General features: G+C 41.8%; 20 protein-coding genes and 1 tRNA gene. 10 read left to right on the top strand and 11 right to left on the bottom strand.

Going from position 1 to position 24,215, the window contains the following annotated elements; translation table 11 throughout:
- Positions 1–39: 39 nt before the first annotated feature.
- Positions 40–546: a hypothetical protein gene (locus H9653_RS10865; protein ID WP_191692376.1), complete on the bottom strand. Its 507-nt coding sequence runs from the start codon at positions 544–546 to the stop codon at positions 40–42.
- A gap of 479 nt (positions 547–1,025) precedes the next feature.
- Here H9653_RS10865 and H9653_RS10860 point away from each other — a divergent pair, with 479 nt between their 5' ends.
- Positions 1,026–3,377, top strand: coding sequence for a FepA family TonB-dependent siderophore receptor (locus tag H9653_RS10860; RefSeq protein ID WP_191692375.1), 2,352 nt, complete (start codon positions 1,026–1,028; stop codon positions 3,375–3,377).
- A 458-nt stretch (positions 3,378–3,835) separates the two neighbouring features.
- On the opposite strand, the gene H9653_RS10855 is transcribed toward H9653_RS10860, so the two are convergent.
- The 4 genes from H9653_RS10855 to H9653_RS10840 all read right to left on the bottom strand — a co-directional run bounded on the left by H9653_RS10855 (position 3,836) and on the right by H9653_RS10840 (position 8,074).
- A complete protein-coding gene (locus tag H9653_RS10855; protein ID WP_191692374.1) occupies positions 3,836–4,606 on the bottom strand; it encodes an ATP-binding cassette domain-containing protein in 771 nt (256 codons plus the stop codon).
- A gap of 71 nt (positions 4,607–4,677) precedes the next feature.
- On the bottom strand, positions 4,678–5,748 hold the full coding sequence (locus H9653_RS10850) for an iron chelate uptake ABC transporter family permease subunit (RefSeq protein ID WP_198328173.1): 1,071 nt from the start codon (positions 5,746–5,748) through the stop codon (positions 4,678–4,680).
- Between the two features lie 97 nt (positions 5,749–5,845).
- A complete protein-coding gene (locus tag H9653_RS10845; RefSeq protein ID WP_376779287.1) occupies positions 5,846–6,823 on the bottom strand; it encodes an ABC transporter permease in 978 nt (325 codons plus the stop codon).
- 207 nt (positions 6,824–7,030) lie between these two features.
- Positions 7,031–8,074, bottom strand: coding sequence for a siderophore ABC transporter substrate-binding protein (locus H9653_RS10840; RefSeq protein WP_191692372.1), 1,044 nt, complete (start codon positions 8,072–8,074; stop codon positions 7,031–7,033).
- A gap of 484 nt (positions 8,075–8,558) precedes the next feature.
- Here H9653_RS10840 and H9653_RS10835 point away from each other — a divergent pair, with 484 nt between their 5' ends.
- The 3 genes from H9653_RS10835 (at position 8,559) to H9653_RS10825 (ending at position 10,782) form a co-directional block, all read left to right on the top strand.
- Positions 8,559–9,458 carry an energy transducer TonB gene (locus H9653_RS10835; protein ID WP_225211732.1) on the top strand — a complete coding sequence of 300 codons (900 nt, stop codon included), beginning with the start codon at positions 8,559–8,561 and terminating at the stop codon, positions 9,456–9,458.
- A 123-nt stretch (positions 9,459–9,581) separates the two neighbouring features.
- Positions 9,582–10,271 (top strand): MotA/TolQ/ExbB proton channel family protein, encoded by a 690-nt coding sequence (locus tag H9653_RS10830; protein WP_191692370.1) that lies wholly within the window; start codon positions 9,582–9,584, stop codon positions 10,269–10,271.
- A gap of 109 nt (positions 10,272–10,380) precedes the next feature.
- A complete protein-coding gene (locus H9653_RS10825) occupies positions 10,381–10,782 on the top strand; it encodes an ExbD/TolR family protein (protein ID WP_191692369.1) in 402 nt (133 codons plus the stop codon).
- A gap of 204 nt (positions 10,783–10,986) precedes the next feature.
- Here the strand turns inward: H9653_RS10825 and H9653_RS10820 are convergent, their stop codons facing one another.
- The gene (locus tag H9653_RS10820; RefSeq protein ID WP_191692368.1) at positions 10,987–12,009 is read right to left on the bottom strand and encodes an alpha/beta hydrolase; all 1,023 of its coding nucleotides are present in this window, start codon (positions 12,007–12,009) and stop codon (positions 10,987–10,989) included.
- A gap of 219 nt (positions 12,010–12,228) precedes the next feature.
- Here H9653_RS10820 and H9653_RS10815 point away from each other — a divergent pair, with 219 nt between their 5' ends.
- From H9653_RS10815 to H9653_RS10805, 3 genes are all read left to right on the top strand, one after another.
- Positions 12,229–13,002 (top strand): hypothetical protein, encoded by a 774-nt coding sequence (locus tag H9653_RS10815; protein ID WP_191692367.1) that lies wholly within the window; start codon positions 12,229–12,231, stop codon positions 13,000–13,002.
- Between the two features lie 138 nt (positions 13,003–13,140).
- Positions 13,141–15,330: a TonB-dependent siderophore receptor gene (locus tag H9653_RS10810; protein WP_198328168.1), complete on the top strand. Its 2,190-nt coding sequence runs from the start codon at positions 13,141–13,143 to the stop codon at positions 15,328–15,330.
- A gap of 105 nt (positions 15,331–15,435) precedes the next feature.
- Complete coding sequence (locus H9653_RS10805; protein ID WP_191692366.1) at positions 15,436–16,578, top strand: siderophore-interacting protein; 1,143 nt, start codon at positions 15,436–15,438, stop codon at positions 16,576–16,578.
- 295 nt (positions 16,579–16,873) lie between these two features.
- On the opposite strand, the gene H9653_RS10800 is transcribed toward H9653_RS10805, so the two are convergent.
- The 4 genes from H9653_RS10800 to H9653_RS10785 form a co-directional block, all read right to left on the bottom strand.
- On the bottom strand, positions 16,874–17,191 hold the full coding sequence (locus H9653_RS10800) for a hypothetical protein (protein ID WP_225211731.1): 318 nt from the start codon (positions 17,189–17,191) through the stop codon (positions 16,874–16,876).
- Positions 17,192–17,201: 10 nt separating this feature from the next.
- Positions 17,202–17,405 carry a hypothetical protein gene (locus H9653_RS10795; RefSeq protein ID WP_225211730.1) on the bottom strand — a complete coding sequence of 68 codons (204 nt, stop codon included), beginning with the start codon at positions 17,403–17,405 and terminating at the stop codon, positions 17,202–17,204.
- Between the two features lie 86 nt (positions 17,406–17,491).
- Positions 17,492–18,721: a site-specific integrase gene (locus H9653_RS10790; protein ID WP_191692364.1), complete on the bottom strand. Its 1,230-nt coding sequence runs from the start codon at positions 18,719–18,721 to the stop codon at positions 17,492–17,494.
- Positions 18,722–18,737: 16 nt separating this feature from the next.
- Positions 18,738–18,953, bottom strand: a complete 216-nt coding sequence (locus H9653_RS10785; protein WP_011513303.1) for a hypothetical protein — start codon at positions 18,951–18,953, stop codon at positions 18,738–18,740.
- A 195-nt stretch (positions 18,954–19,148) separates the two neighbouring features.
- Here H9653_RS10785 and H9653_RS10780 point away from each other — a divergent pair, with 195 nt between their 5' ends.
- Positions 19,149–19,373: a helix-turn-helix domain-containing protein gene (locus H9653_RS10780; protein WP_105245245.1), complete on the top strand. Its 225-nt coding sequence runs from the start codon at positions 19,149–19,151 to the stop codon at positions 19,371–19,373.
- A 428-nt stretch (positions 19,374–19,801) separates the two neighbouring features.
- On the opposite strand, the gene H9653_RS10775 is transcribed toward H9653_RS10780, so the two are convergent.
- Positions 19,802–19,876 (bottom strand) — tRNA-Gly (locus H9653_RS10775).
- 260 nt (positions 19,877–20,136) lie between these two features.
- On the opposite strand from H9653_RS10775, the gene H9653_RS10770 reads away from it, so the two are divergent.
- The gene (locus H9653_RS10770; protein ID WP_191692363.1) at positions 20,137–21,801 is read left to right on the top strand and encodes an alpha-keto acid decarboxylase family protein; all 1,665 of its coding nucleotides are present in this window, start codon (positions 20,137–20,139) and stop codon (positions 21,799–21,801) included.
- 477 nt (positions 21,802–22,278) lie between these two features.
- On the top strand, positions 22,279–24,069 hold the full coding sequence (locus tag H9653_RS10765; protein ID WP_191692362.1) for a potassium/proton antiporter: 1,791 nt from the start codon (positions 22,279–22,281) through the stop codon (positions 24,067–24,069).
- Positions 24,070–24,215 lie beyond the last annotated feature (146 nt).

The following is a 24,215-nucleotide window of genomic DNA, read 5'->3' as shown; positions in this document are numbered from 1 at the left end:
TCTTGGTAAACTTACTTTAGCAACTTCGGACTTCTTTTTTTATCTTTTTTTTGAGCCCTTATCCCGAACTGGGGTTATAGTAAGCAGCATCACCAAAACGGTCATAGGAGTAGAAGCAAAGCTGGTTATTTGAATGAAAAAATGAATAACGTCAGAGTCACGCAGTAAACTCATCTGCTGTGATACAAAGTAGTCTGTGGCAACAATAGGTTTTAATGTAGCCACGTCTTCGACCAGCCCAACGAATAACGCCAATACGTAGCTCATTAATACAAATAAAAGCGTGAATGACAGACCATAAAAATGCCGTATATCGAACCGTTGTGACAGTATTACATACAGCTTGGGATGCCTATCCTTAAATTGAATGATGCGTGTGTGTTTTCCAAGATACTGTTTTGTCATTACCCAATAGCGAATGACTTGATTTAAAAACCACTGTCCATAACGAATCATCACGTACTGCAACACTAATAAAATCCCAACAACTATAAAAAGCAGAGAAACTAAGGCGACCAGTGGCTGATTTTCTTGTATGAGTAACATTAATATTCATTCTTTTCGAGAATATCCCGAATCCTATATAATTACTTTTATTGTTTATAGCCGTTTTCTCGATATAAGTGTTTTTAGCATAGAGCTCAATGCTGTTAAATCTGTAGATATTAACTTGAGAGGTTTTAGTTATGTAGCTTAACGATAAGGCTAATGATCAGCTAATTGAAGGTATTCGATATTGTATTGAAGAATAATGATAACTATTATCATTATTGTTTGCGTTATTTTTATAATGTTGCTAAAGTGTGCATTCTTTATTGCTGAGTAGTGGGTAGCTCTTTGCATCTTCTAGTTTTAAGATGTTATCTATATTAATACTTCAATTACTTATCTTACTTTTATAGCAATTAAAAAGCATAACTTTACCGTGTTTTTCTAGCAGGTATTCATGATGTTATATCGAATCTCTTCTATCAGAAAAGCTGAAAAATATTAGTAAACACTAAATACTTCCAGGATTGTCATCTATGCCAATATTACCAACCTCTTTTGCTATAAAAAACTCTTCCTTACAAAAACCACTATGTTTAACGACTGGTAAAGCTTTTCTGAGCATCGCTATCGCCTCTATTCTTACTACTACCGCATTCGCAGCTGAGAGCGGTGGCCTTACTGTACAACAAATAGAAGCGCAAGAAGCGGCAGAACAGCAAGCTATGCCCTCTGTTGAGCTAGATACCATTGTCGTTAAAGCGGCGCGAGAGGAGCTAGAACAAGCAGCGGGTCTGTCAGTGATTAGTGAAGAGGCCATCAAAAAAGCCTCTGTTTCCAATGACATTGCAGAGATCGTGCGCAAAATGCCTGGGGTTAACCTATCTGGCTCCTCAACTTCTGGTCAGCGCGGTAACCAGCGCCAGATTGACCTACGTGGTATGGGACCGAATAACACGCTGATTCTAATCGACGGCCGTCCTGTTACTTCTCGCAATGCAGTTCGCCCTGGTCGTGCTAGCGAGCAAGATACCCGTGGAGACTCGCAATGGGTGCCGCCGAGCGCTATTGAACGAATCGAAGTATTGCGTGGTCCAGCCGCGGCTCGCTATGGTTCTGGTAGTATGGGCGGGGTAGTTAATATCATCACCAAAGCGCCTACTAAAAAAGAATTTTCGGTCACCGGTCACTACGAATCCCCAGAGAGTGACTTAGAAGGCAAAGACTGGCGCACCAATATCAATATGGCTGGCTCTTTAAACGACAAGCTGTCCTTCCGTACCACGCTGGGTTACCACGACAGTGAAGGTGATGACCCTTATATCAATGCCGAAGACGCCCAAATTGTTGATGGGAGCAACGGACCAGCTGCTTCGGTCGCGGCAGGTGTTGAAGGGGTGGAAAATGTAGACGTCCGCCAGCTTTTTGAATACGCTATGGATGCGATGAATACTGTGGGTTTTGAGGTCAACTACAGCACGCAAGATAACCGCTGGGCGGGCGACTCGCAATTCCAAACAGTCAATGATGACTTGGTCGAAACCCTAGGGGGTGACACCACCAATAAGATGCGCCGCTATGGTGCTGCTTTAACCCATCGAGGTGACTATGAAAACTCCCGTAGTAACAGCTATTTAGAGTTTAACCGTACCAATAATGAGCGCTTGGCTGAAGGTACTGGTGGTAGTATTGAAGGTCAAATTAAGCCTCCAGTAGAAGGCGAAGATTACCTATGGAACAAAGCGACTTATGACACACTTAACGCCAAGTCAGAGTGGGATATCTTTTTTGACCGCCACACCTTGACTGCAGGCGCTGAGTTCCGTGGTGAAAAACTCAATAATCCTGTGGTTTCAGATTTAACTTTTGATGAAGGCTTTGACTTTGGGGATGTGGAAACTGACCCTGCTAAGCGCGATCCAAAATCAGATGCTTACCTGATAGGTGCTTATTTAGAAGACAACTACCAAATCACTCAAGATTGGTATGTAACCCCAGGGCTCCGTTTTGATTATCACAGCGAAGCCGGTAGCAATTGGTCACCGAGTATCAATACTACTTGGGACTTTAGCCCTAACTGGTCGGTGAAAGCAGGGGTCAGTCGCGCCTTTAAAGCACCATCACTTTATCAACTTGATCCCAACTATATCTACTACACTAAAGGCAATGGCTGTCCTTCTTGGATTCCGACTGATCAACGAGGCTGCTATGTTTTGGGTAACACTGATCTCGAGCACGAGACTTCTTGGAACAAAGAGCTGACTTTTACCTATGACGATGGTACAGGACTCAATGCTGGTCTGACGTATTATCATAATGCCTATGACAACCGTATTGGTGCGGGTGTAGATCGTGTGGGTGTAGTTGGTGTGGTGGTTGATAGTGCAGATATAAACCGCTCTGTTTTTCAATGGGAGAACCAAGGCGAAGCCATCATTGAAGGTCTTGAAGGCTTTGTAAAAGTGCCAGTGACTGACACGGTTTCTTGGTCTACTAATGTCACTGGAAATATTCGCTCAGAACGTAAAGATACTGGCGAAGCGTTATCATTAATCCCTAAGTTTACTGTTAATTCTAACGTTAACTGGGACATTACCCCACGTTGGAATACCGACTTTGGTGTTAGTTATTACGGAACTATTGAAGCGCCTGAAGTTTCAGTTACTACTGGCGATGCGTTAGAAACGCTAAAGCTTGATCGTAAGCCTTATGCACTTGCCAATATCAGCACTCGCTATAACTTGACGGATAGTGTCACCGTTGGTGCCGGAATCAAAAACTTATTTGATAAGCAAATTAAACGCGAAGGCACGGGTACCAATGCGGGTGCTCGAACTTTTAATGAGCCAGGTCGGGCTTATGTGTTTGATGTGAGTATTGATTTCTAATTCTTAGATACAGTATTTTCTTTAAGAATAAAAAAGGTCTGAACTAATGGTTCAGACCTTTTTATTTGGGTGATCAATTGTCTCATAATCTTGTAAAAAGTAATTCATTTAAATGCGACTGGTGATGCTGTCACTGGCTTTGAGCCAGGTCGTAACATCAAAGCCTCTTTAATCTAACAGTTCTAAAGCTTATTGGTTTTGGTATCGTCACTATAGTTAAAGTATCTTAAAAACGCTACGGTGCTGCTGATATCAATTTTTTGCAGCCTCTGTCTGCGTAGGCTCAGCAAGCGAGAAAAATTGATATCAGCAGCACTGTTATGTATCGATATTGCTTTTCCCTGACTATATATATTCTTAGTTTTTATTAGTCAGTAACTATTGAATGATTTTCAGAAGGTGAGATAAATTGTTCTTTTTAAGAAGTAAGGAATGAAGCTAGAGGCAGTTAGCTTGAATTACACCGTATCGACAATCACTGGACGACCTTGATGGTTTAAAACAGTGACATCGACGTTGTATAAATCTTTCATGGTTTCTTGCGTGAGGACATCTACAGGCGCTCCTGTGGCTAGCACACGCCCATTTTTCATCGTTACCACGGTATCAGCGAACTGTGCGGCTTGATTGATATCATGGAGGACAATGACCACGGTTTTTTGCTCAGTATGACTTAACTCACGTAGTTCACGCATCAGGCGACCAGCATGGTACATATCCAAATTATTTAATGGCTCGTCAAGCAATAAATACGGCGTATCTTGACAAACAATCATCGCAATCAGCACACGTTGGCGTTGACCACCTGATAGTGTCGATAAGAAGCGTTCGGCTAACGGCTGAAGCTCATAGCGCTCTATAATTTCTTGCACTTTTTGTTGATCGTTGGCGGTTGGCTGACCTTGATGATAAGGATAGCGCCCAAACATTAGTAGTTCATGCACCCGAAGCCGCCCTTGCACTTGGTTATCTTGCCCAAGCATTGCCACCGTTTTAGACAAGGTTCGTGCATCACAGCTGACAATACCACGTTCCTCATTATTTACATCAAAGCTTACTTGCCCACTTTGCAAAGGTTGCAAGCGTGCCATCACCGAAAATAGAGTGGATTTGCCAGCGCCGTTGGGACCAATTAAGGCAATGATTTGGGCACTAGGCAGGGTCAGTGTCATGTCATGCAAGATTTGCTGTTTGCCGATATGATGCGAGATGCCAGTTATTTTTATCATAATTGTTCTTACTTTATTGTTTTTACTTCATTTGAGTATCTGTGAGCTAAATTTTCAATAAATTTTTATGGTTAATGGCTTGAGCGACGTTGGCTCATAAAAATCAATATTAAAAATACCAAGCCACCAGCCAATTCAATGACGACCGATAAGACGCCAGCCATACCGAGAACTTGCTCAAATATGGTTTGACCGAGTACCAAGCAAATAATTGCCACTAAGCTGACCAATATTAAGCGTTCGCTATGATACATATTACGCGCGATACGATTGGTCAATGCGCAGACCAATAAGCCAAAGAAAGTCACTGGACCAACTAATGCGGTTGCCGTAGCAACTAGTACCGCAATGCCCGTTAACAGCCCAAATGCTAGGCGTTGGTAGTTGATACCGAGGTTGATTGCCTGTGATTTACCAAGCATCAAAACATCGCACTGATAGCGCCAGCGCCAAATAAACAGCGCACTAATGACACAAATAATAAAGCTAATACCCAAAAGTTGTGGGTTTACGGTATTGAACTGGGCGTAACTTGCCGATTGCACAACGACGAAATCATCAGGGTTAATCAATCGCGCAATCAGTGCCGATAAGCTGCGAAACAACACCCCAAAGATGACGCCGACTAATATCAGCCGTGTTAAATCCTGACTGCTTTTGGAGAACAGTAGTTTAAATAGCAATAACGACGCGCCAAACATCAAGACAATTTCAAGCGAAAATTTAGCAATCGGATTAAGACTGGTAAAGCTAATCGCGCCCAAAAAGAATACTAGTAAGCTTTGCAGCAATACATACAGCGAATCAAAGCCCAACAATGAGGGCGTCAAAATAGGATTGTGGGTTAAGGTTTGAAACAATAGGGTAGAGACGCCAATCGCATAACCAACGACCATCAGCGCTAGTAGTTTTTTACTACGTAATGGTAGCGCAAAATCCCAATGTCCATGGACGTTAATGCTTAAAAACAGAATCATCGAGATAAGCAATACAATGGACGCAATCGATTTTGGATGATTAACGATTGTTGTCCAGAGTTGTGCTAGACGACTTTGTCCAGAAGTAAGAGCGTCGTTATTTTCTGAAGCACTATCGTCTGCGGTGTTAGTGGTTGCGGCGCTAGGCTTAGATGATGAAAACATGCGTAAATCCTATAGTGCCAAACTTATTGGTAAAAAAGCAGTGATAAGTGAAAAGATTAGGTAACTGGATTGGGTTGAGTGATTCAAATAACAGCTTTTATTGTTCAGCAGGTGCACGTAATAATAGCCATAAAAACAGTACCGTACCAACCACACCGAAAACTGTTGCTACGGGCACTTCAAATGGATAGCGAATCGAGCGTCCAATAATATCGCACAGCAATACCGCTGAAGCACCAAGCAAGGCAACCGCAGGTAAACTACGGCGTAATTTATCACCCATCAATCGACTGACGATATTGGGCACGACCAAACCAATAAATGGAATCATACCCACCGTCACGACGACAACGGCACTCATCATGGCAACCATTCCGACGCCAATCCACGTCACATGACGCTTGCTGATGCCTAAGTTAAGCGCAATATTATCGCCTAAACCAATGATGGTCAGTTTATCGGCGATGATATAAGCCAGCACGCAGAGTACACCTGTCAGCCACAATAATTCATAACGACCAGCTAATACGCCAGAAAAGTCACCAAACTGCCAAACACTTAGCATTTGTAATGACTCAGTCTGATACGCGATGAAGGTCGTCACTGCTTCAATGATGCCGCCAAAGACAATACCAATCAGCGGAATCATTAAAAAGTCTGTCGGTGGAATACGGTGAATCAGCAGCATAAATAACATCATGCCAAATAGAGCAGCGATGGTTGCCACGCCCATTTTAATAATAAGCGCACTGGCTGGAAACAGCAAGCTGACCACGAGCAACCCTAGCGCTGCACTTTGGGTAGCACCAACCATTGATGGCTCAACGAAGCGGTTTTTTAGTACTACCTGAATAATCATTCCAGCCACTGCCATTGCGATACCTGTTAAGATAATGGCAATGGTACGCGGTAGTCGGCTGACTAACATTAACGAGCTGTCTGAGTTGGCGCTATGACTGATGAGGCTTTGCAGGATACCTGACCAGGAAAAATCGGCTACACCGATTGATAAGCTTAATAACACCAAAAGCCCCATAATGATGAGGCTAGCGCTGTTAATGAACCATGGTGCCATAACGGCACGTCGAGGTTGAGCGCTAAAACTATTGCTCGCGCTTTTTGACGACTTTGCTGAGCTAGTGGACAAAGAAGCGCTTGCTTTATCCTCAACACTGATCTTATTAGAAAATAACGGCATAAAGTTTGCTGGCTTAGAAATTTATTGACGCACAAAGTGATCGTTTGAGGACAGTTATCTAATAATGCTTAATAAATCTAACGATTATTTAGCATTATTAAAAGCGTCTTTAATGGTCGTTAAATCTTTAATCCATTGATAATAACCGCCGAATGCAAGATAAGAGTCTGGACTGAGATATACCACTTGATCTTTACTCCAAGCAGTGGTTTGGGCAACCAGTTTATTATCTAATACTGCTTTTGCTCCAGCACTGTCTTCACCAATTGCCGCGCTACGGTCAATGACAAATAACCAGTCTGGATTGGTCTTTTGTAGATATTCAAAAGACACTGGCTGACCGTGGTTACCATCTTTGATTTGTCCATCCGCTATTGGAATATTGAGTACGGTGTGAATAAAACCATAGCGTGACTCAGTACCATATACCGACATTTTATTGCCATTGACCATGACGACTAGGCCTGTGCCCTTATCTTTGGTGGAAGCTTTGGTTTCTGCTAACAGGTCATCAATGTCTTTTTGCAGTTTGGCCGCTTGCTCACTTTTACCAAACAATACTCCTAAATCAGCCAGGCGGCGCTTGCTCGATTCATAAATATCGGCGGTATCGACACTCATATCAAGGGTAAGAGCAATGTTCGAAAGTTCATCGTATTTTTTAGCAGTGCGGCCGCCAATTAAAATTGCCTGCGGTTGTAGCGCATTCAAGGCTTCAAGATCTGGCTCAAATAACGTACCTACTTCTTTTGGCTCAGGTTGGTTTTTTGCTTGCAGATTGTCTAACAACATATTGTTTGGCATACCTTGAATAGGCACATCAAGAGCGGCTAAATCTTGCATTAGCGTCATGTCATATACTGCAATGGGTGATGGGTTCATCGGTAAGCTTACTTCACCTTTTACGGTATCAATTTTTACAGTAGTGGCAGACTCGCCATTACTAGTAGCATTTGAGACTGTATCTGTCGTTTTATTTTCTGTTGTAATCGTTGCAGTTTCAGAGTCGCTAGAGTCGGATGATGTACAGCCAGTCAAACTAACAGTGGCTACTAATGCCACCATCATAGTGGTTAATAAAGGACGCTTGAATACAGGTACTGGTGTAGAGAGTAAAGTGGTAAACATAAATAACTCATTATACAGGTTATAGAAAGTTGGTTAATCAAACGACTGCCAAATATATGAAGGGTAGTAAAGAGTCTGCATAACTGTATTAACAACAGTGTTCTTCGCTATTTATTTTGCCTTCAATCTTCAATCTTATTGCTTATTTCGTTTTTTGTAAGGTCAGATAAGTAAACAGCGATTATCATAAAGGAGTTAGTGATATATATCAATGATAATGAGAACTATTGTCATTATTTATATTGGTTATTTTCATAGATAGAGGTACTCATCTTTCTAGCAGCTTTTAAGAAACAGCTTGCCTTCCTCTTAAACCTATTTAAAGTAGAGAGGGTAATTTGTAAGCGGAAATTAACATCTGAAAGATAATTATTGTTAATAGTTATCGTTTGCATTACTATTACATTTTATTTTATAGACTTATTAGGCTGTTATGGGTTCAACAAGTTTCAATGTGCCATCACTTAAATTAACATCAACAGTTATGGGTTGTGTTGTCACATTACACTTGCTGACAGCACTTGCATTGGTGATAGTCAAAACCCCTGTGACTACTATTAAGCCACTTAAAATAACGCCACCTATAGAAATACAGTTGGTGTCAGAAGTTACGACAATTGCAGAGCCGGTGACGGCAGCCGCAGAAGTCGAACCTATTAAAGCGCTCAAACCACAATCTGTTAGCGTACCTGAGGCAAAACCAGAGCCTAAAAAAGCCGTGCAACCAGTTGTGAAAGAAGAGACATCAAAGCCTCAAGTTGATACTAAGCCAGCTACTGCGACAACAAAGGTAGTAAATAGCAAGCCTGTCATCAAACAACCAATAAAATCACAAGAATCAGACGCAGCAGCTCAAGCAAGCGCTTTAGCAGCCGATAACGAACGTAAGATATTGGCAGTACAGGCTGAAAAGGCTACTCAACAAGTGCATGCCAAAGCTATGCGAGAGGCTCAGGCAGCAGCGGATGCCAAAGCAAAGGCAGATCGTGAAGCGCAAGCCGAATCCGATGCCAAAGCGGCAAGAGAAGCCGCACAAGCCGCTGCTCGTGAGAAAGCCAATCAACAAGCTGCCGCCGCCGCAAGTAATACCCCCGTCAATTTTACTGCCACTAACGCTAACTGGGCCTCAGCACCGAGTTTTAGTTTTCCTGCTCGTGCCAGACGAGCTGCCAAATCAGGCGAAACCTTTAGGGTGGTTTTGATATTACAAGTTAATAAGCAAGGCGGCATTGATAATGTGAGCTTAGCGCAATCTTCTGGCAACGCTGCACTCGATAGAGAAGCTCAGCAACAAGTACGTTCTGGTAAATTTAAACCCTTTACGAAAAATGGCGTACCAGTGGTGGGTAATGTGACTTTACCTATCAGTTATGCAGTGCCGTAAAAGTTAGTTATTTACCAAGCCCATTATTTTCAAAGCGTCACTATTTATAATTTTTCATGATAAGTCGTTATGCGGTACTCGCAACGAACTCATATGATTGCATAACATATTAAGGAGTCTGATATGGACTTTACAAGCTACTGGCAATACAGCGATTTGGTGACCAAAAGCTTGTTTTTCTTGCTATTGGTCTTATCGGTGCTCTCTTGGGTAACTGGTATTATTCGCATATTACAAAGCCGAAAATTGGCCGCCTGTGTTGCTGATGATTTGAGTCAGCAGGTTGAGATGAAGCGTTCAGCTGTGACTAACTCTGATGCTGCTATGCGTCGATTAGTCATTGAGCAAGCATTATTAAAGCATATAGGGCGTTACCGTTTTGCTAGCGAACGTGGCTTACCTATTTTAGGTACCACTGCAGCGATCGCGCCATTTATTGGGTTATTTGGTACAGTGTGGGGTATTTTTCACGCGTTACATAATATCGGTACCAGTGGGCAAGCAGGACTTGGACAAGTGGCAGGGCCAGTTGGCGAGGCGCTCATTATGACAGGTCTCGGTATTGCCGTCGCAATTCCAGCAGTGGTGTTTTATAACCTTGCCGTACGTATCAATCGACGGGTAATGTACCATGCCAATGATAGAGCCCATGATTTATTGGCGCAGTCTGTTAATTTAGCAGCAATGCAACCTTCAATGGAGCCTCATAATGTAGCTGAAAAGCAGGGTATAACCACTAATGTCACTGGTAGTAAGAGTGCTCATAGCAATAGTAGTATTCATACTGATAAACAAGAAGCTTATCAACAGTAGCAGTGCTAGCCTTTATTTATAAAGCTGTTGTAAACGATAGAACTGCATGGTTTTTTTCAAAGCAAAAATTTATGATTTTGTATAAGACTGATACACAATTGAGAATATTATGGCATTTCAGTTAGGTGATGATGACGTCCAAAGTATGAATGAGATGAACCTCATTCCACTTATTGATGTCATGTTGGTATTAATGATTATCTTTTTATTGACAGCGACTGTTTTGAACCCAACAGTACCGCTTGATTTACCCAAGACCAGTGCGCTAATCAATGAGCAGCCACCTGAAGCAATCCAAATCAGTATTGATAAAGATGCCGGTATTTTTTGGGATAGCGATCCTATTAGCATAGAAGAGTTAGATACTCGTTTGCAGCAAGAAAGTGATTCAGGCAAAGACCCTTCTATTCAATTGCGCGCGGATAAAGACAGCAAATATGATACGGTGGCGCAAGTGTTAGCATCGGCAAGCCAAGCAGGTTTAAGTAAAATTGCCTTTGTTAATGAATAACAATGAAAAATAGGAGTCATTTACCATAGTTGGCTTTCTATATAATCAATCTCGTCCCGCTATTATTAAAAATAACTAAGATAATAATAAAAAATAAATATAATAACAATCTTTCTCTTCCGCCTTGCTTGGGTAACCTAGCGAGGTTTTTCTTATCCAGTAGATAAGGTCAGAGTGCTAAAGTTATCTTGAATAGGCTTAATCTTAGAAGTTCTTTAAGCTCTCTAATAGAGAGGTTGTAAATACCTCTCCATGAGATTGGTTGTAAAACTGATAGCTACAACGCTCCTCAAAGTGCTCACAGACTTCCTTGGCGAATTCTTTTTTACTCATCAGAGTAGGCGCTACTACTGGCATAGTGGTCTGCTCTGGAGAGTGACTAAAAGTGAGTCGTATTTGTTTGTGTTTATTATTGGATATATCTGCAAGTTGCGCTTTAGGAAGATTTTGATATGCCTGCCAATAGTTAATCATCTCTCCATTTTGCCACCAAAGTGATGGATCTGCACTGAAATACTGCTGATAAGCTTCAGGATGCTTGAACAAATTATATAACACAAACAAACCACCGTAAGAGTGTCCCCAAATGGCTTCTTGCTTCGGTTTCTCGCCCAACTGTTCATATACCCAAGGTTTAATTTCTTTTTCAATCAACGCATAAAAGTTTTCTACACCGCCGTTTAATCGCTCTCTACCTTCTTCTGTAAACGCATTGTTATCTGTAGTGTTGGCTAATAGTGGTGGGGTATAGTCATAAGCTCTGGCGTCAACATCAAAACGATAAGGCGTCTGATAGCCTATGAAGACCAAAGCGGGCGCTGATTTTTGTGGTGTGGATTTGGATAATAAGCGCAGCGTTTCTTTGTTTAAATCATCAATAGCCGCATTGCCATCAAGCATATAAAGCACTTTACTAGGAGTTTTTACAGAATTGTTAGAGAGTAGATGATCGGTTGTCTGCTCAGGAATAGCTAACCACACTTGATAATGACGAGGTTTTGCATAGGCTTGCAGCGTTTTCAATTGTGAATCGGTTAAGCTAGAGGAGGATAGTTCTGGTGCAGGTGCACTGAAGGTATGATATACGAAACGATACCCGATATCTTTGGCATGCAATAAGCTCATATCTACGGTCTTGGTCAAGTCAGGTTTAGCATAGCTTGGTGACATCATTACTCCTGCCATAGTTATCGTTATAATTGCAAGGCTTCCCTGAAATCTTGACATACTTATCCTTTATTATATTTAGTTTATTGAAAAAAGCCTTAGACATAGCGTTGCTTATATTGAAGCTGTAAGAGGATTAACAAATGCAGTTTATATCACTGATAATGATTGACAATTAGTTACAATATCGTAATAATAATGCATATGATAATCGTTATCAATAGTATTGCTTTCTAGTGGTTCTGTATTTCACAAAAATCCTTCTTATGAGATTAAATTATGTCACGTTCAACTCAGTCATGTTTCAGCAAAAACCTATTATCTAAAGTTTCTATTTTATCTATTGCACTATTATCTTTAGGGGTTGCAGGCTGTCAAAATACGATGTCATCATCTAGCGCAACGCCTGTATCTACCTCTAATGCTGTCACCACGGGTCTCATGAAAACTCAAAGTAACTATGCTGATACCCGTTATTTAACGATTGACGGCAAAGATTATCCTGTTTCTGAAAACTCTGCTCGAGTAGTCATCAATAAAGCGAAAAATGCACCAGAATTGGTCGCTGATATTTTTGATGGAAAAGGTAAAGTTGCAGTACCAGGCTATAAAGTGATGTTGATGGTTCGAACGAACTCAGTGGCTGCAGAAGGCAGAAAGCTAAATAATGGTAAAGTTATCGATAATCGCATGATCCATCGTGGCAGCAAAACTCTTGTTGGTATCCCTGTTGTCAATGGTCAAGCAAAACTTGATCAGGCACAATTATTAAATTTCGATATCATTTTTGACGATTTAACAACAGTCGTTACAGAGGGCGAAGTGGTCAAACCACGTGGTACCAAACTAACCAAAGCAAATATACCAGTTACCAATAAAAAAGTGGTCGTACACTCTTTGACCTTACCTAACATTGCTAGCGGTGAGAGTGCAGGTGGTGGTGTTAATTTCGAAGCCAGTGCAACAGTAGATGGCAAAGTCATAAAAACTGGCGCTAATAGTGCTTTTAATATCTTTTATACCGCGACTAGTGATAATGCTAGAGGATTCTAGTTGTTGAGTGCTAACTGGTAAGAACAGACTCTGACTTCACTAGATGAAGCCAGAGTCGTTTCCGTTTAATCGTTATCTGTTTTTAAAACCACTAACAAACCCAATGGGTTATCTACTATTGCTTTAAGGAATTCTCACGTGGTTAATAATACCTCCAATCAATCCTCGCATTTCCGACTATCTCCGCTATGCTATTCTGTTTTATCGTTACTCTTTATGTCAGTACCAGCGACTGCTGCTGAATCACAAAATAATGCTGATTCAGAGCCTAGCACCACATTAGATACAATTGTCGTTACCGCAAACCCTTTATATGCCATTGATCCGAGTGAAGACAATAATTTATATAATGCCAATGTCGCGACGGTCGGCACCAAGATACCAGATTATCTAGAAAATATTCCACAGTCTATCAGTGTGATCACCCAAGCGAAAATCGATGACTTAAATCTTGATACCCTAGACCAAATTGCTAAGCGCACGACAGGCTTACGCGTCCTGCAAAATGATGATGGGCGCTCCTCTATTTTTTCTCGTGGTTATGAATATGACCAATACAGTATCGATGGGCTCGCCTCTCCAATGGCAAGTATCAATGGCACCTTGCCTAATTTAGCGGCATTTGACCGAGTAGAAGTCATGCGTGGTCCATCTGGCTTGTTTAATTCAGCGTCAGAGATGGGCGGTGTGATAAATTTGGTTCGAAAGCGTGGTGAAGCCGATGGCAAGCAAATCTTAGAAGCCAATGTTAGTAACCCAACAGGTTATGGCGTAACTGCTGATCTACAAGGCAGTTTAAGCGCCGATGACAGTCTGGTTGGTCGAACGGTCCTGCAATACAATCAGCGTGCTAATCCAGTAGTTGATGATATCGGCGGAAAAGACAATCAAAATAGTACGGTCTATGTCAGTGTTGATAAGCAATTGAATGATTCCAGCAAATTTGGTCTAGGTTATTTAATGCAAGATCGACAAATCACACCTAATAATGGTCTACCAACTTTTGCAGATAAATCATTAATATCTTTACCTCAAGATAAATTCTATGGCGCTAAATGGAATGACTTTAACAGTCAGAGCCATGATGTGTTTGCCGATTTTGAGCATCGTCTTGCCAGTGCCGGCGTCATAAGTGCCGGTATGCGCTACTCTGATCGAGAGGCTGATTATAATTATGCTTTTGCAGGAAGCGCCCTTGTAGACAATAAAACCAATGTTGCTGGTATTGGTGCAGATATTCATGAAACGTCACTTAGTGCTGATGTCAATCTAAGCCAACCTTTTAAGATTGGCAACCATCAAAGCGAATATGTCATTGGTGCTGACTATAAACGCTTTAAAACTGATAATGAGAATGCACGAACTCAAGCCTTGGGTAAAGGGCTCACAGTCGAACAAATCAACGATTTGAACGAAGTCAGTATTATTGAGCAAGCACGTCGCGGTGAGAAAGGTTTTGCCCTCGTACACACTGAAAATACGCTGAGTGAGACAGGTTTATATGGCAAAGTCAATTATAAACCTATCGATAAGTTAAGTTTAATCGCCGGTGGTCGTTTGAGTCACTATGAGATAGAAAGTGATGACAAGATTAGCAATGCTAATGCCAGTACTGACAGTAGTAGCAAAGCCACCGGCTATGGGGCTGCTGTGTATGAGTTGACGCCAAATATCAACGCATATGGTAGTTATACCCAAGTATTTACCCCACAGTATGTCGCCAATAAAGACGGTGAGTTACTAAAGCCGCGTGAAGGCGATCAAATAGAAATCGGTCTAAAAGGACATTGGCAAGATACCTTATCTGCAAGACTAAGTGCCTACCGTCTGACCGATGAAAATGCTGCTGCTCCTACAAAAGATGGCGATCAAGTTGCATTAGGTAAACGTCAAATGCAAGGCGTAGAACTAGAAGTTAATGGCGAGATTATGCCGAATTTGCAGGTATCTGGCGGTTATAGCTATCTAGATAGTGATATTAAACAAGCATCAAGTGATAGGGATGATGGCATTTTCTTACTAATGCCAAAGCATTCTGCGAACCTTTGGGTAAGCTATGAAGCGGATAATTGGCTTGCTCGTCCATTAACAGTAGGATTGGGTGTCAACGCCGTCGGTGAGTTTTCTTCCTCTCAAGGTATCAAAGCAGATTCTTATAATACTTGGGATGCAATGGTCAGTTATCCATTTAATGATCAGCTCACCGGACAGTTAAACGTCTATAACCTCTTTAACAAAGACCATTATGTCCGCGTCGGTTCACTCAATACCTTTAATATTCCGGGTGATGAGCGTGAAGTAAAAGCGTCATTGTCTTATAAATTTTAGAAATAGTCATGGCTTGTTAGGTTACAAGCCTAATAAATGAGGCGCATTGAGTGGATCAAGCGCCTTGTCTTTTTTATAAAACTAATTTTTTATAAAGGGTGCATTATGTCCCAAGTTTTTGATCAACATTATACAGACAAAGTGCCATTACCCGTGGCGGCTAAAATAAAGTTCATGAACCATATCAATGATGAACACCAAGATGAGCTGGCTATGTTTGTGGAGGCATTTGCTGACACTAAGCTCAGTAATGATGTAGCGGTTGTGGTGGCAGAGGTTTATAGCGATGGATTATTGCTCGAAGCAGCAGCTCAAAACTCAGAAAGTCTACCAAGTCATAAAGCTGAATCGTTGCCTGATGTGGTCAAGCAATTCTTTATTGAATTTGAAAATGTGATTGATGAAACGGTTTCTTTGAAGTCGCAATATATCAACCTCTTGCAGGTGGCTTCAAAGAAACTTGGCAAGCAGGCGATAAAACAGCAAGAGCGTTATTTCACTGTGATTGATAGTTATTACGCCAGCCCGAATATGTATCGATTGGTCGTGATCGCGCCTGCTGACTCGCCACTGAATCATGCAGGATACGCTTATCTGTTTGAAATGAATACTGACATATCAAACAGTCATGAATCTGCTAATGCCTCTGATAACGCATCGGAGAGGTTACAACGTTATTATACCTTGCGAAAAGCATGGCAAGATGCAGGAACTCAGCGAATACATGGCTGGGTGGATACTTATATTCATGGTGACACGCCTGGTGGAAATTGGGCAAGAGCGGCTCAAGCTGGCACGCAGCTCAAAAGTGTTCGCGATTATCCTGAAAAGATTGCGCATTTAAATGACGGACAATGTCTGCTTATCTGCGACGAAACGTCTATACCAACAGTCGCTAACTTATTAGAAAATTGGCACAATCCAATAGCGCCAATCGTCATTGTCGTTACTCATGATGTGGCAGATAGAGCGTATTTACAAGATATCGAATTAAGTCAGACATTAGCACAGATAGATAATTTTAAAAAAGATAGTATAACGCATATCTTAAATACGCCAACCACCAATCTTCCTGATGCTGTCTTGTCAGTTATAGATACACGCTTAGAAGGCGCATCTATCGTTATAGAAAAGGTTTGGGGAGCGCTTGGAGCGTCTGATGCCAAAATATTAAAGCGTCAATTAAAGGCTAAGTTTGGTTTGTCTCGCCAAGATATGGTGATGAAAGTGTATTGGCGAGCGTCTTAAAAGGTGAGTATGAGTCGCTTTGAACTGTCCCGACTATATCGGAGGCTGTTTATTTAAGTTAGGCCGCTAGATCTAACGGATTGAGGTTATCATAATACTGTTTTTCAAACTCAAAAGGTGGCACATCATCAATAGCGCGATACTTAGTAGAAAATGCTTTCGCTTGTGCTTATATCTGGCTGAAATAATGAGTGTTTGTAGTGGCACACTAAATTTGGACTGTATTTAGGAGGAGATATACTACACACAAAAAAGCCAGACAACCTAAGCTGTCTGGCTCTAAAATTTGAACGACTTATCTATGATTATGTTCCCGCCATACAGCATGTTCACATACCTCACAGCACCAACTCTCTTTTGCTCGCATATAAGGGATGTCTGCTGGTATCTGTAAAGGGCAAACATAGCCGCAGTACTCACAAAGCACATCATCTAAATAAGCAAAACACTCACCGATTATCTCGAACAGCACTTGTGGGCTAATCTTATACTCCTCACAGACGGTTTCGATATGAGCGATATAATCACTTTCGTTATCATATGACCAGTAATCCTCACAGATTCTTAGATCTCGTGCGTTCTGCGTCATATTCGGCTGAAGCTTTACACTCATCACATTCTCCTTAGTAGCCGCCATAGCCAGACTGCGGTAATAGCTCGTAAAGCTCGCTCTGAAGCTGACAACACATATCCTCAATCACATAGTCAAGACTGGCATCTAAGCCCTTCTGCACCCATACCCGCACCGCCATATCGTTATTAAAGCAGTGCTTCACTCCCAAGAAGCGTGCTAGGTTATAACCCGATGGAACGTAAAACTCACGCATCAATGCATTGGCGATAAGATTTGCTTCATCACTGATTGCACCGTCCCGTTTAAACTCGCTAAACAGCTCTTCATAATTGATAATTGTTATAGTGACGTCTCCTTGTCTGTTTGTGCATTAGAGCTATTTGTATTTGCTGCGCTGGTTAGCTTTTCCTTACTCGCCAGTAGCAAGTTATCCATCGCTGAGCCATCCTGACGGGTGATATCAGGCACATAGCGGCTATACACCCGAAACAGCATCTCAGTACTACTGTGACCCATCTGCCGGGCTATCCACTCAGGATTCTCACCAGCAGCGAGCCAAAGTGTCGCTGCGGTATGCCGAGTCTGATAAGCCCGCCGATGTTTAAGACCGAGTAGGGCAAGCGTGGGTTTCCATACCCGCCGGTTCACATTGCGGTACTCCATCGGATTGCCTTGTGAATTGCAAAACACAAACTCTGACTTACCAAAGGTGCGCGTCTTCTGCTCTAGCAAGGCATCATAGACCAACTGTGACATCGCAATATCACGTTGTGAACCTAACGTCTTAGTCGGGCCCATCTCACCATTTACTAATGCACCACGGATACTGATCTCACGCCGATCAAAGTTAATACAGTCCCACTTCAGTCCATCAATCTCACTGGTACGCATTCCTGTAAAAAAGCGAATGGTGTAGTAGGGCCTATAATCAGCTCGGACATGCTTTAAAATCAGCCATACTTCACTCAGTGTGAAAGGATTCACATCTGGACGAGCTTGCTTGAGATTCTTAATATTTTTATAAGGCATCTCAAACTCATGGCGATCAGACGCTTCTTCTAGTATCATACGAAGAAGTATCATGATCTGATTGATTCGTGCTACTGACAGACTTGACTGACCATCTTTACCGTAACGAACTTTGGCGAGGGAGCTACGGAAGGTCAGCAAGTCTGGTTTTTTTATGGCGTGTACTGCTTTGCCACCAAACTCAGGCAACAAGTACTTATCAAGAATAATCTTTATTTTTTGCCGATAGCTTGGCCGCCATTCAATCTTCTTCTCCTCATACCAAATCTCTGAAAACTGCCTAAAGGTAGGATTGCGACTGATACAAGCTTCCGCTCTATCAGCCAGTGCATTCATTTCCTGCGCTCGTTCACTCTTTGGGAAGTAAGTAGCGTAATCAAAGATACCTAGGGTTATTTCAGCTTCCATTTTTTTCAAGACTTGCGCTAATTTTTTACGATTAGCTGGATTGTCTTCTAAACTGGTTTTCTCTCGACAGCGCTTACCTAAGTAGCGGAAGTCTACGACCAGCTTGCCAAACCGTCCTCGCATAGTAGCCATAGTAATTCTCCTTTTATTACTGAAGTGCCATACCGTTGATGGCGCTCATAACTGGCTTACACATATCCTCTTCGATACGCTCCCATACGTACAAAATCTTGCGACCGCCGAAAGGACGAATGTAATGGATGTTTTCAATCAAAACGGTGTCTTTCATTTGATTGCGGATAGTACGTGCGTCGTACTTGATGCGTTCGGCTAACTCATCAGTTGTTAAATAAGTATTGCTCATAGTGTTTACCTCTTTTCAGTTATTAAGTCATTGCATTAAGTGATAGAATAGAAATTATTTTATCAGCCTTAAAAATGCACCTTTGAAGTATCAGCTGTTATTTACCTGCTTAGAGGTAATTAGTAACCGATTTGTGTACTATATTATCTTTTTACCTCAATGTAAAGCATTTTTACCCGAAAAGAGGTATTAATTATGATTGTGTCTAAACTTCCTGTAATTTTGGCAGAGAAAAAGTTGCGTGTAGCAGATGTTGTAAGAGCAACAGGTATGAGTAAATCAACCCTTCATAAGTTATACAATGAAGAGTCATCAAGAATTGACTTCAATACCATCGACCAGTTATGTGAGTTTTTAGATGTGCAGGTGGGTGACTTATTTATTTATAAGCCAAATAATAAAGATAATGAAGAGTCTTGAGGAACTACAAAGTTGAAAGAAATTCTCAGATGAATAATTGGTAGAGCCTTATATATATGACGTTCCAAGGCCTACAATTAAGGTTGGGGTTATTTTTAAAACTTACTTTTTCATGATTTGGTCACGTTTTGGTCACGCTATGAGCTCAACATACAAAAGCAGTAAAAAAGGAAAAGCGATGTTAAGAAAATATTTCTTAGCATCGCTTTTTATAAAGATAAGAATAATAAGTTGGGTTCAATTACGAAATCAGTGTTTATAGCGTGGGCACGAAATGGTCACGTTTTGGTCACGGTGCTGATTTTTGAGCTTTTAATATGTTAGATAAACTTAGCAATTAGACTGAATAGCTCATGCTGAAAAACGCTACAGCCCTTAAAAATCGGACAAAAAAAAGCCTCACTGTTAAGTGAGGCTTTTTAAGTATTTGGAGCGGGAAAAGAGATTCGAACTCTCGACCCCAACCTTGGCAAGGTTATGCTCTACCACTGAGCTATTCCCGCTAATTATCAATTAACTATCGTCAGTTGATGAAGGCGTATTATACGCAGTTTTATTTACCTGTCAACACCTAACACGAAAAAAAGTAAAAGTTAGCAAAACAGGCATGTCATCCAGTCATAATTTTATGTTATAACAGTTTATTATAATATGTATTCCAAAAGCTTTGTATGGAAGAAATAAGCTGGTGTGCATTTTATAAGAAACCCCATCTTTATTGATAGTCATCAATATTTATAATTTTAAGCATTAAGGATAAAAAATGAGTCAACAATATACCATCGCGGATTATTTATTCGATCGTATCGCTGAAGCGGGTGCGACTGAAATCTTTGGCGTGCCCGGTGATTTTAATTTAACGTTTTTAGATAATATTATTGCGTCTGATAAGTTGCGCTGGGTCGGCAATACCAATGAGCTAAATGCTGGCTATGCTGCTGATGGCTACGCACGTGAGCGTGGTTTTGCTGCTATGGTGACGACTTTTGGCGTGGGTGAGCTGTCAGCGATTAATGCTACCGCGGGCTCTTTTGCCGAGTACGCACCCGTGCTGCACGTGGTCGGTGCGCCAAGTACCGCCCTGCAAGATTCAAAACGCCGGATTCACCATACTTTAGGTGATGGGGTGTTTAATCATTTTATTAAAATGGTTGAACCGGTCACCGTCGCGCGAGCGCAAATCACACCTGATAACGCGGCCTCTGAGATTGATCGTGTGATTCGAGTTATTCTGAAAAAGCATCGTCCCGGTTATTTGTTGTTATCACCAGATGTGGCAAAAATGCCGATTTATCCGCCAACGACCAAGCTTGATGACAGCCAAGAAGATATCACCAGCCAAGCCGCGTTGGCAGACTTTAAGCAAGCACTCATAGAGTTTTTACCTAATAAAACCACCACACTGATGGCAGATTTGATGGTGCATCGTTTGGGGTTGCAAAACCAGCTAAAGGCTTTAATTGCTGATACCGATATTCCTTATACGACGTTATCATGGGGCAAAACCTTGCTTGATGAAAACAGTGAGCGTTGGGCAGGTACTTATGCAGGCGTGGCATCACGTCCTGTGGTTAAAGATGCGGTAGAAAATTGCGAATGCTTAATTAAAATCGGCGTGCAATATACCGACACGACCACCGCAGGTTTTAGCCAAAATATCGATGAAAAAGTCGTGGTTGATTTGCATTATGAGCGGGCGTCTATCAGCGGTCAAAACTTTGCGCCGATTGCGCTCAAAGATGCGCTGCAAACCCTGCATGAAGTCATGACCTCAGGCGTTAATATCGTACCGAAGCAATTTTGTAAGGCGATGCAGCCGCATAAGCAAAACGGCAAGGATGACGAGCCGATTCGCCAAGATGACTTGTGGCATATCATCGCCGATGCGCTCGATGATAAAAACCTCGTATTTTCTGACCAGGGCACGGCGTATTTTGGTATCAGTGATGTGCGTCTGCCAGAAGGGGTGACGTCTTATGGGCAACCAATGTGGGGCTCAATCGGCTATACCTTGCCAGCGAGTTTGGGTGGCGCTATTGCCTCACCGCATAAGCGTAGTATCTTATTGATTGGTGACGGCTCGGCTTTATTAACCATTCAAGAAATCGCGGTAATGATTAAAGAGCGCATCAATCCGGTTATTGTCCTGATTAATAACGATGGCTATACCGTTGAGCGAGCGATTCATGGTGAAAATCAGCGCTATAATGACATTCCTAAGTGCGACTGGCAAATGATGCCAAAAGCCTTTGGCGCGACGGAAGAAAATAGCTTAATCCTTAAAGCAGAAACCGCTGGCGAACTAAAAGCAGCGCTCCAGAAAGCAGCGGCCACCAAAGATAAACTGGTGATGTTAGAAGTGATGACAGATAAACACGATATCCCGCCATTATTGGCTGATATCAGCGCTGCCCTTAAACCAAAATAGCCTAAGTAATATAATTTTATAATTTGCATGAGTATTTATCATTTACCATTAATAATGATTAAGCATTTATAAAAACACTGAGCACTTATAAAACAGAAAAGTCCTATTTGGCATTATGCTAAGTAGGGCTTTTTTGATGATGAAAAGGCAGGTTATTAATTTGCTTTCTAATATTCTTAGACTAAGGTTTATAGCGACGCTAAAAGCCTTTATGATTGAACAAATAAAGAGCCAATAGTGAATATTTTCTATAGGAATTGCATGCGTACGACGCTTAACACAAACTACCGTTAGGATTCTATGTTATACAATAGAGTAGGCTTTTATAGATTGGGTTTTTAAAGTTAGACAGTTAAGAAAACTACAATAAGACTGTTTAATTTAGAGCATTTCAATTTGAAGCTTTTGCAACAAGTACGCTAGAAAAGCTAAAGGACACACTTACATAATAATGATTAAAAATAGGGCTTAAAAAAGATGGATACCTTAAATATCCTGTATTTCGTAGGAGCAGTTTTAATTTTTGCCAGTATCATGGCAAGTACCTTGTCGGCGCGTTTGGGCGTGCCGCTATTATTGTTGTTTTTAGTCGTGGGCATGCTCGCCGGTGAAGAAGGTATCTTGGGTATTGAGTTCTCTCAATATGGTCTTGCTAACTTTGTCGGGCAGGCAGCGCTGGCTTGTATTTTGTTAGATGGTGGACTGCGCACCTCCTTTAAATCTTTTCGAGTGGGGCTAAGACCTGCTATTACTCTTGCCACGTGGGGAGTGCTGGCAACGGTCATGATACTGGGCGTCTTTGTCACGTGGCTACTCGATGTCGATTGGCGTTTTGGGCTATTGATGGCAGCTATTGTCGGTTCGACCGATGCGGCAGCGGTATTTTCATTGCTGCGTAATGGCGGGGTTAAACTTAACGACCGTGTACAAGCGACGTTGGAGCTCGAATCTGGTGCCAACGATCCACTAGCCATTTTATTAGTCACCGGATTGATTGCGCTAAATGTCGACCCTGAGGGACAAACGGTACTGGGCTTTATAGGCCTGCTATTACAGCAGCTGAGCTTTGGCCTCGGTATGGGTTTATTATTTGGTTATTTATTGGCAAGGCTGTTACCGAAGATACATTTGGCAGAAGGCATGTATGCCATTTTGATATTGTCGGCGGGCTTGGCAGTATTTGCGGCGACCAATTTAATCGGTGGTAGTGGGTTTTTGGCAGTTTATCTGGCTGGCGTGCTGATAGGCAACCATAAAGTGCGCTCAACCGAGCACGTGATGCGGGTAATGGACAGCTTTGCTTGGTTATCGCAAGCCGTCTTATTTGTGGTCCTGGGTCTGTTGGTGACGCCATCAAACGTCATTAATGTTTGGTATTACTCGGTTGTGATTGCCGCCTTTATGATTTTAATTGCTCGTCCTATCGCCGTTTACAGCAGCGTAAAACCCTTTAAGTTTAAAGACCGAGAAATCGGTTTTATTTCTTGGGTTGGCTTGCGCGGTGCCGTACCGATTACCCTTGCTATTTTGCCCGTAATGGCGGGTATTGACGGCGCCTTTATGCTGTTTGATATTGCCTTTGGCGTAGTAGTTTTATCCTTGATTTTGCAAGGCACAACCATTCCCTTTATGGCGGATTTATTTAAAGTACGCATTCCCAATAACAAAGACCCCGAAGAGAAGCATGAGGTTTGGGTATCGGACAAGGCAAGTATTACTTTATATCAGTTTCAAGTAAAGTCTGGGGCGTTTGCGATTGGACGTCATCCAAAAAGCATTTCTAACCACGTTAACCCTGATGAAATTAGTGTGTTTGCCTTGGTACGCGGGCAGCAGATTGTCATTGTCGACGAAGATACTAAGCTCAAATTTGGTGATAGCGTTTGGTATGCGATGCGCGGCAATCATGCCAGCCAAATTGCGCGGATTTTTAATGACACCACCTTAGACCGCAAAGCTATCGATGATTTTTATGGCGATTGGCTCCTATCACCGAGCGTTAAACTGGGCGACTTGCCATTTTTTACTGGTGTTATGACTTCTGAGTCTTTGGTCGATAAGCTAAGATCCATGCCAGAAGATAATGAAAAAAATATGTGGCAGCAAACGGTTGCTGAATACGTCAAAGGTAACCTAGATATGGCGCCGGTATCGGGCGATACAGTGGCGATTAATGATGAATGGTCACTGGTCATCAAAGAAGTCGATGATAAAGGCAAACTTAGAACGATTGGTTTAAAACGTGAAGAGCTACCCAAGGCGGGGTAGCTGTTTATGGTTATTTGTTGCCATGACTGTTTATCGTTATCCTTTATTATTATCCATTAAATGCTTATCACTCTATCTAAAAGCGAAAGAGGACTCCACCCGACATTAGGGTGGAGGTGAATTTCGCCTAGTGTTTATTATATTTT

This window comes from Psychrobacter communis (assembly GCF_014836505.1).
Lineage (GTDB): Bacteria > Pseudomonadota > Gammaproteobacteria > Pseudomonadales > Moraxellaceae > Psychrobacter > Psychrobacter faecalis.
The sequence above is the reverse complement of the archived record's forward strand: the minus strand, read 5'-3'. Positions and strand labels throughout refer to the sequence as shown.

Coding starts and splice junctions, on each gene's coding strand:
- H9653_RS10845 (WP_376779287.1), bottom strand. CDS start 6,823: ATGGCACCATGGTTCATTAACAGCGCTAGCCTCATCATTATGGGGCTT.
- H9653_RS10795 (WP_225211730.1), bottom strand. CDS start 17,405: ATGCGTGAGTTTTACGTTCCATCGGGTTATAACCTAGCACGCTTCTTG.
- H9653_RS10790 (WP_191692364.1), bottom strand. CDS start 18,721: ATGGCTACTATGCGAGGACGGTTTGGCAAGCTGGTCGTAGACTTCCGC.
- H9653_RS10860 (WP_191692375.1), top strand. CDS start 1,026: ATGCCAATATTACCAACCTCTTTTGCTATAAAAAACTCTTCCTTACAA.
- H9653_RS10785 (WP_011513303.1), bottom strand. CDS start 18,953: ATGAGCAATACTTATTTAACAACTGATGAGTTAGCCGAACGCATCAAG.
- H9653_RS10805 (WP_191692366.1), top strand. CDS start 15,436: ATGTCCCAAGTTTTTGATCAACATTATACAGACAAAGTGCCATTACCC.
- H9653_RS10825 (WP_191692369.1), top strand. CDS start 10,381: ATGGCATTTCAGTTAGGTGATGATGACGTCCAAAGTATGAATGAGATG.
- H9653_RS10815 (WP_191692367.1), top strand. CDS start 12,229: ATGTCACGTTCAACTCAGTCATGTTTCAGCAAAAACCTATTATCTAAA.
- H9653_RS10800 (WP_225211731.1), bottom strand. CDS start 17,191: ATGAGTGTAAAGCTTCAGCCGAATATGACGCAGAACGCACGAGATCTA.
- H9653_RS10850 (WP_198328173.1), bottom strand. CDS start 5,748: ATGTTTTCATCATCTAAGCCTAGCGCCGCAACCACTAACACCGCAGAC.
- H9653_RS10835 (WP_225211732.1), top strand. CDS start 8,559: ATGGGTTGTGTTGTCACATTACACTTGCTGACAGCACTTGCATTGGTG.
- H9653_RS10855 (WP_191692374.1), bottom strand. CDS start 4,606: ATGATAAAAATAACTGGCATCTCGCATCATATCGGCAAACAGCAAATC.
- H9653_RS10765 (WP_191692362.1), top strand. CDS start 22,279: ATGGATACCTTAAATATCCTGTATTTCGTAGGAGCAGTTTTAATTTTT.
- H9653_RS10820 (WP_191692368.1), bottom strand. CDS start 12,009: ATGTCAAGATTTCAGGGAAGCCTTGCAATTATAACGATAACTATGGCA.
- H9653_RS10770 (WP_191692363.1), top strand. CDS start 20,137: ATGAGTCAACAATATACCATCGCGGATTATTTATTCGATCGTATCGCT.
- H9653_RS10780 (WP_105245245.1), top strand. CDS start 19,149: ATGATTGTGTCTAAACTTCCTGTAATTTTGGCAGAGAAAAAGTTGCGT.
- H9653_RS10830 (WP_191692370.1), top strand. CDS start 9,582: ATGGACTTTACAAGCTACTGGCAATACAGCGATTTGGTGACCAAAAGC.
- H9653_RS10865 (WP_191692376.1), bottom strand. CDS start 546: ATGTTACTCATACAAGAAAATCAGCCACTGGTCGCCTTAGTTTCTCTG.
- H9653_RS10840 (WP_191692372.1), bottom strand. CDS start 8,074: ATGTTTACCACTTTACTCTCTACACCAGTACCTGTATTCAAGCGTCCT.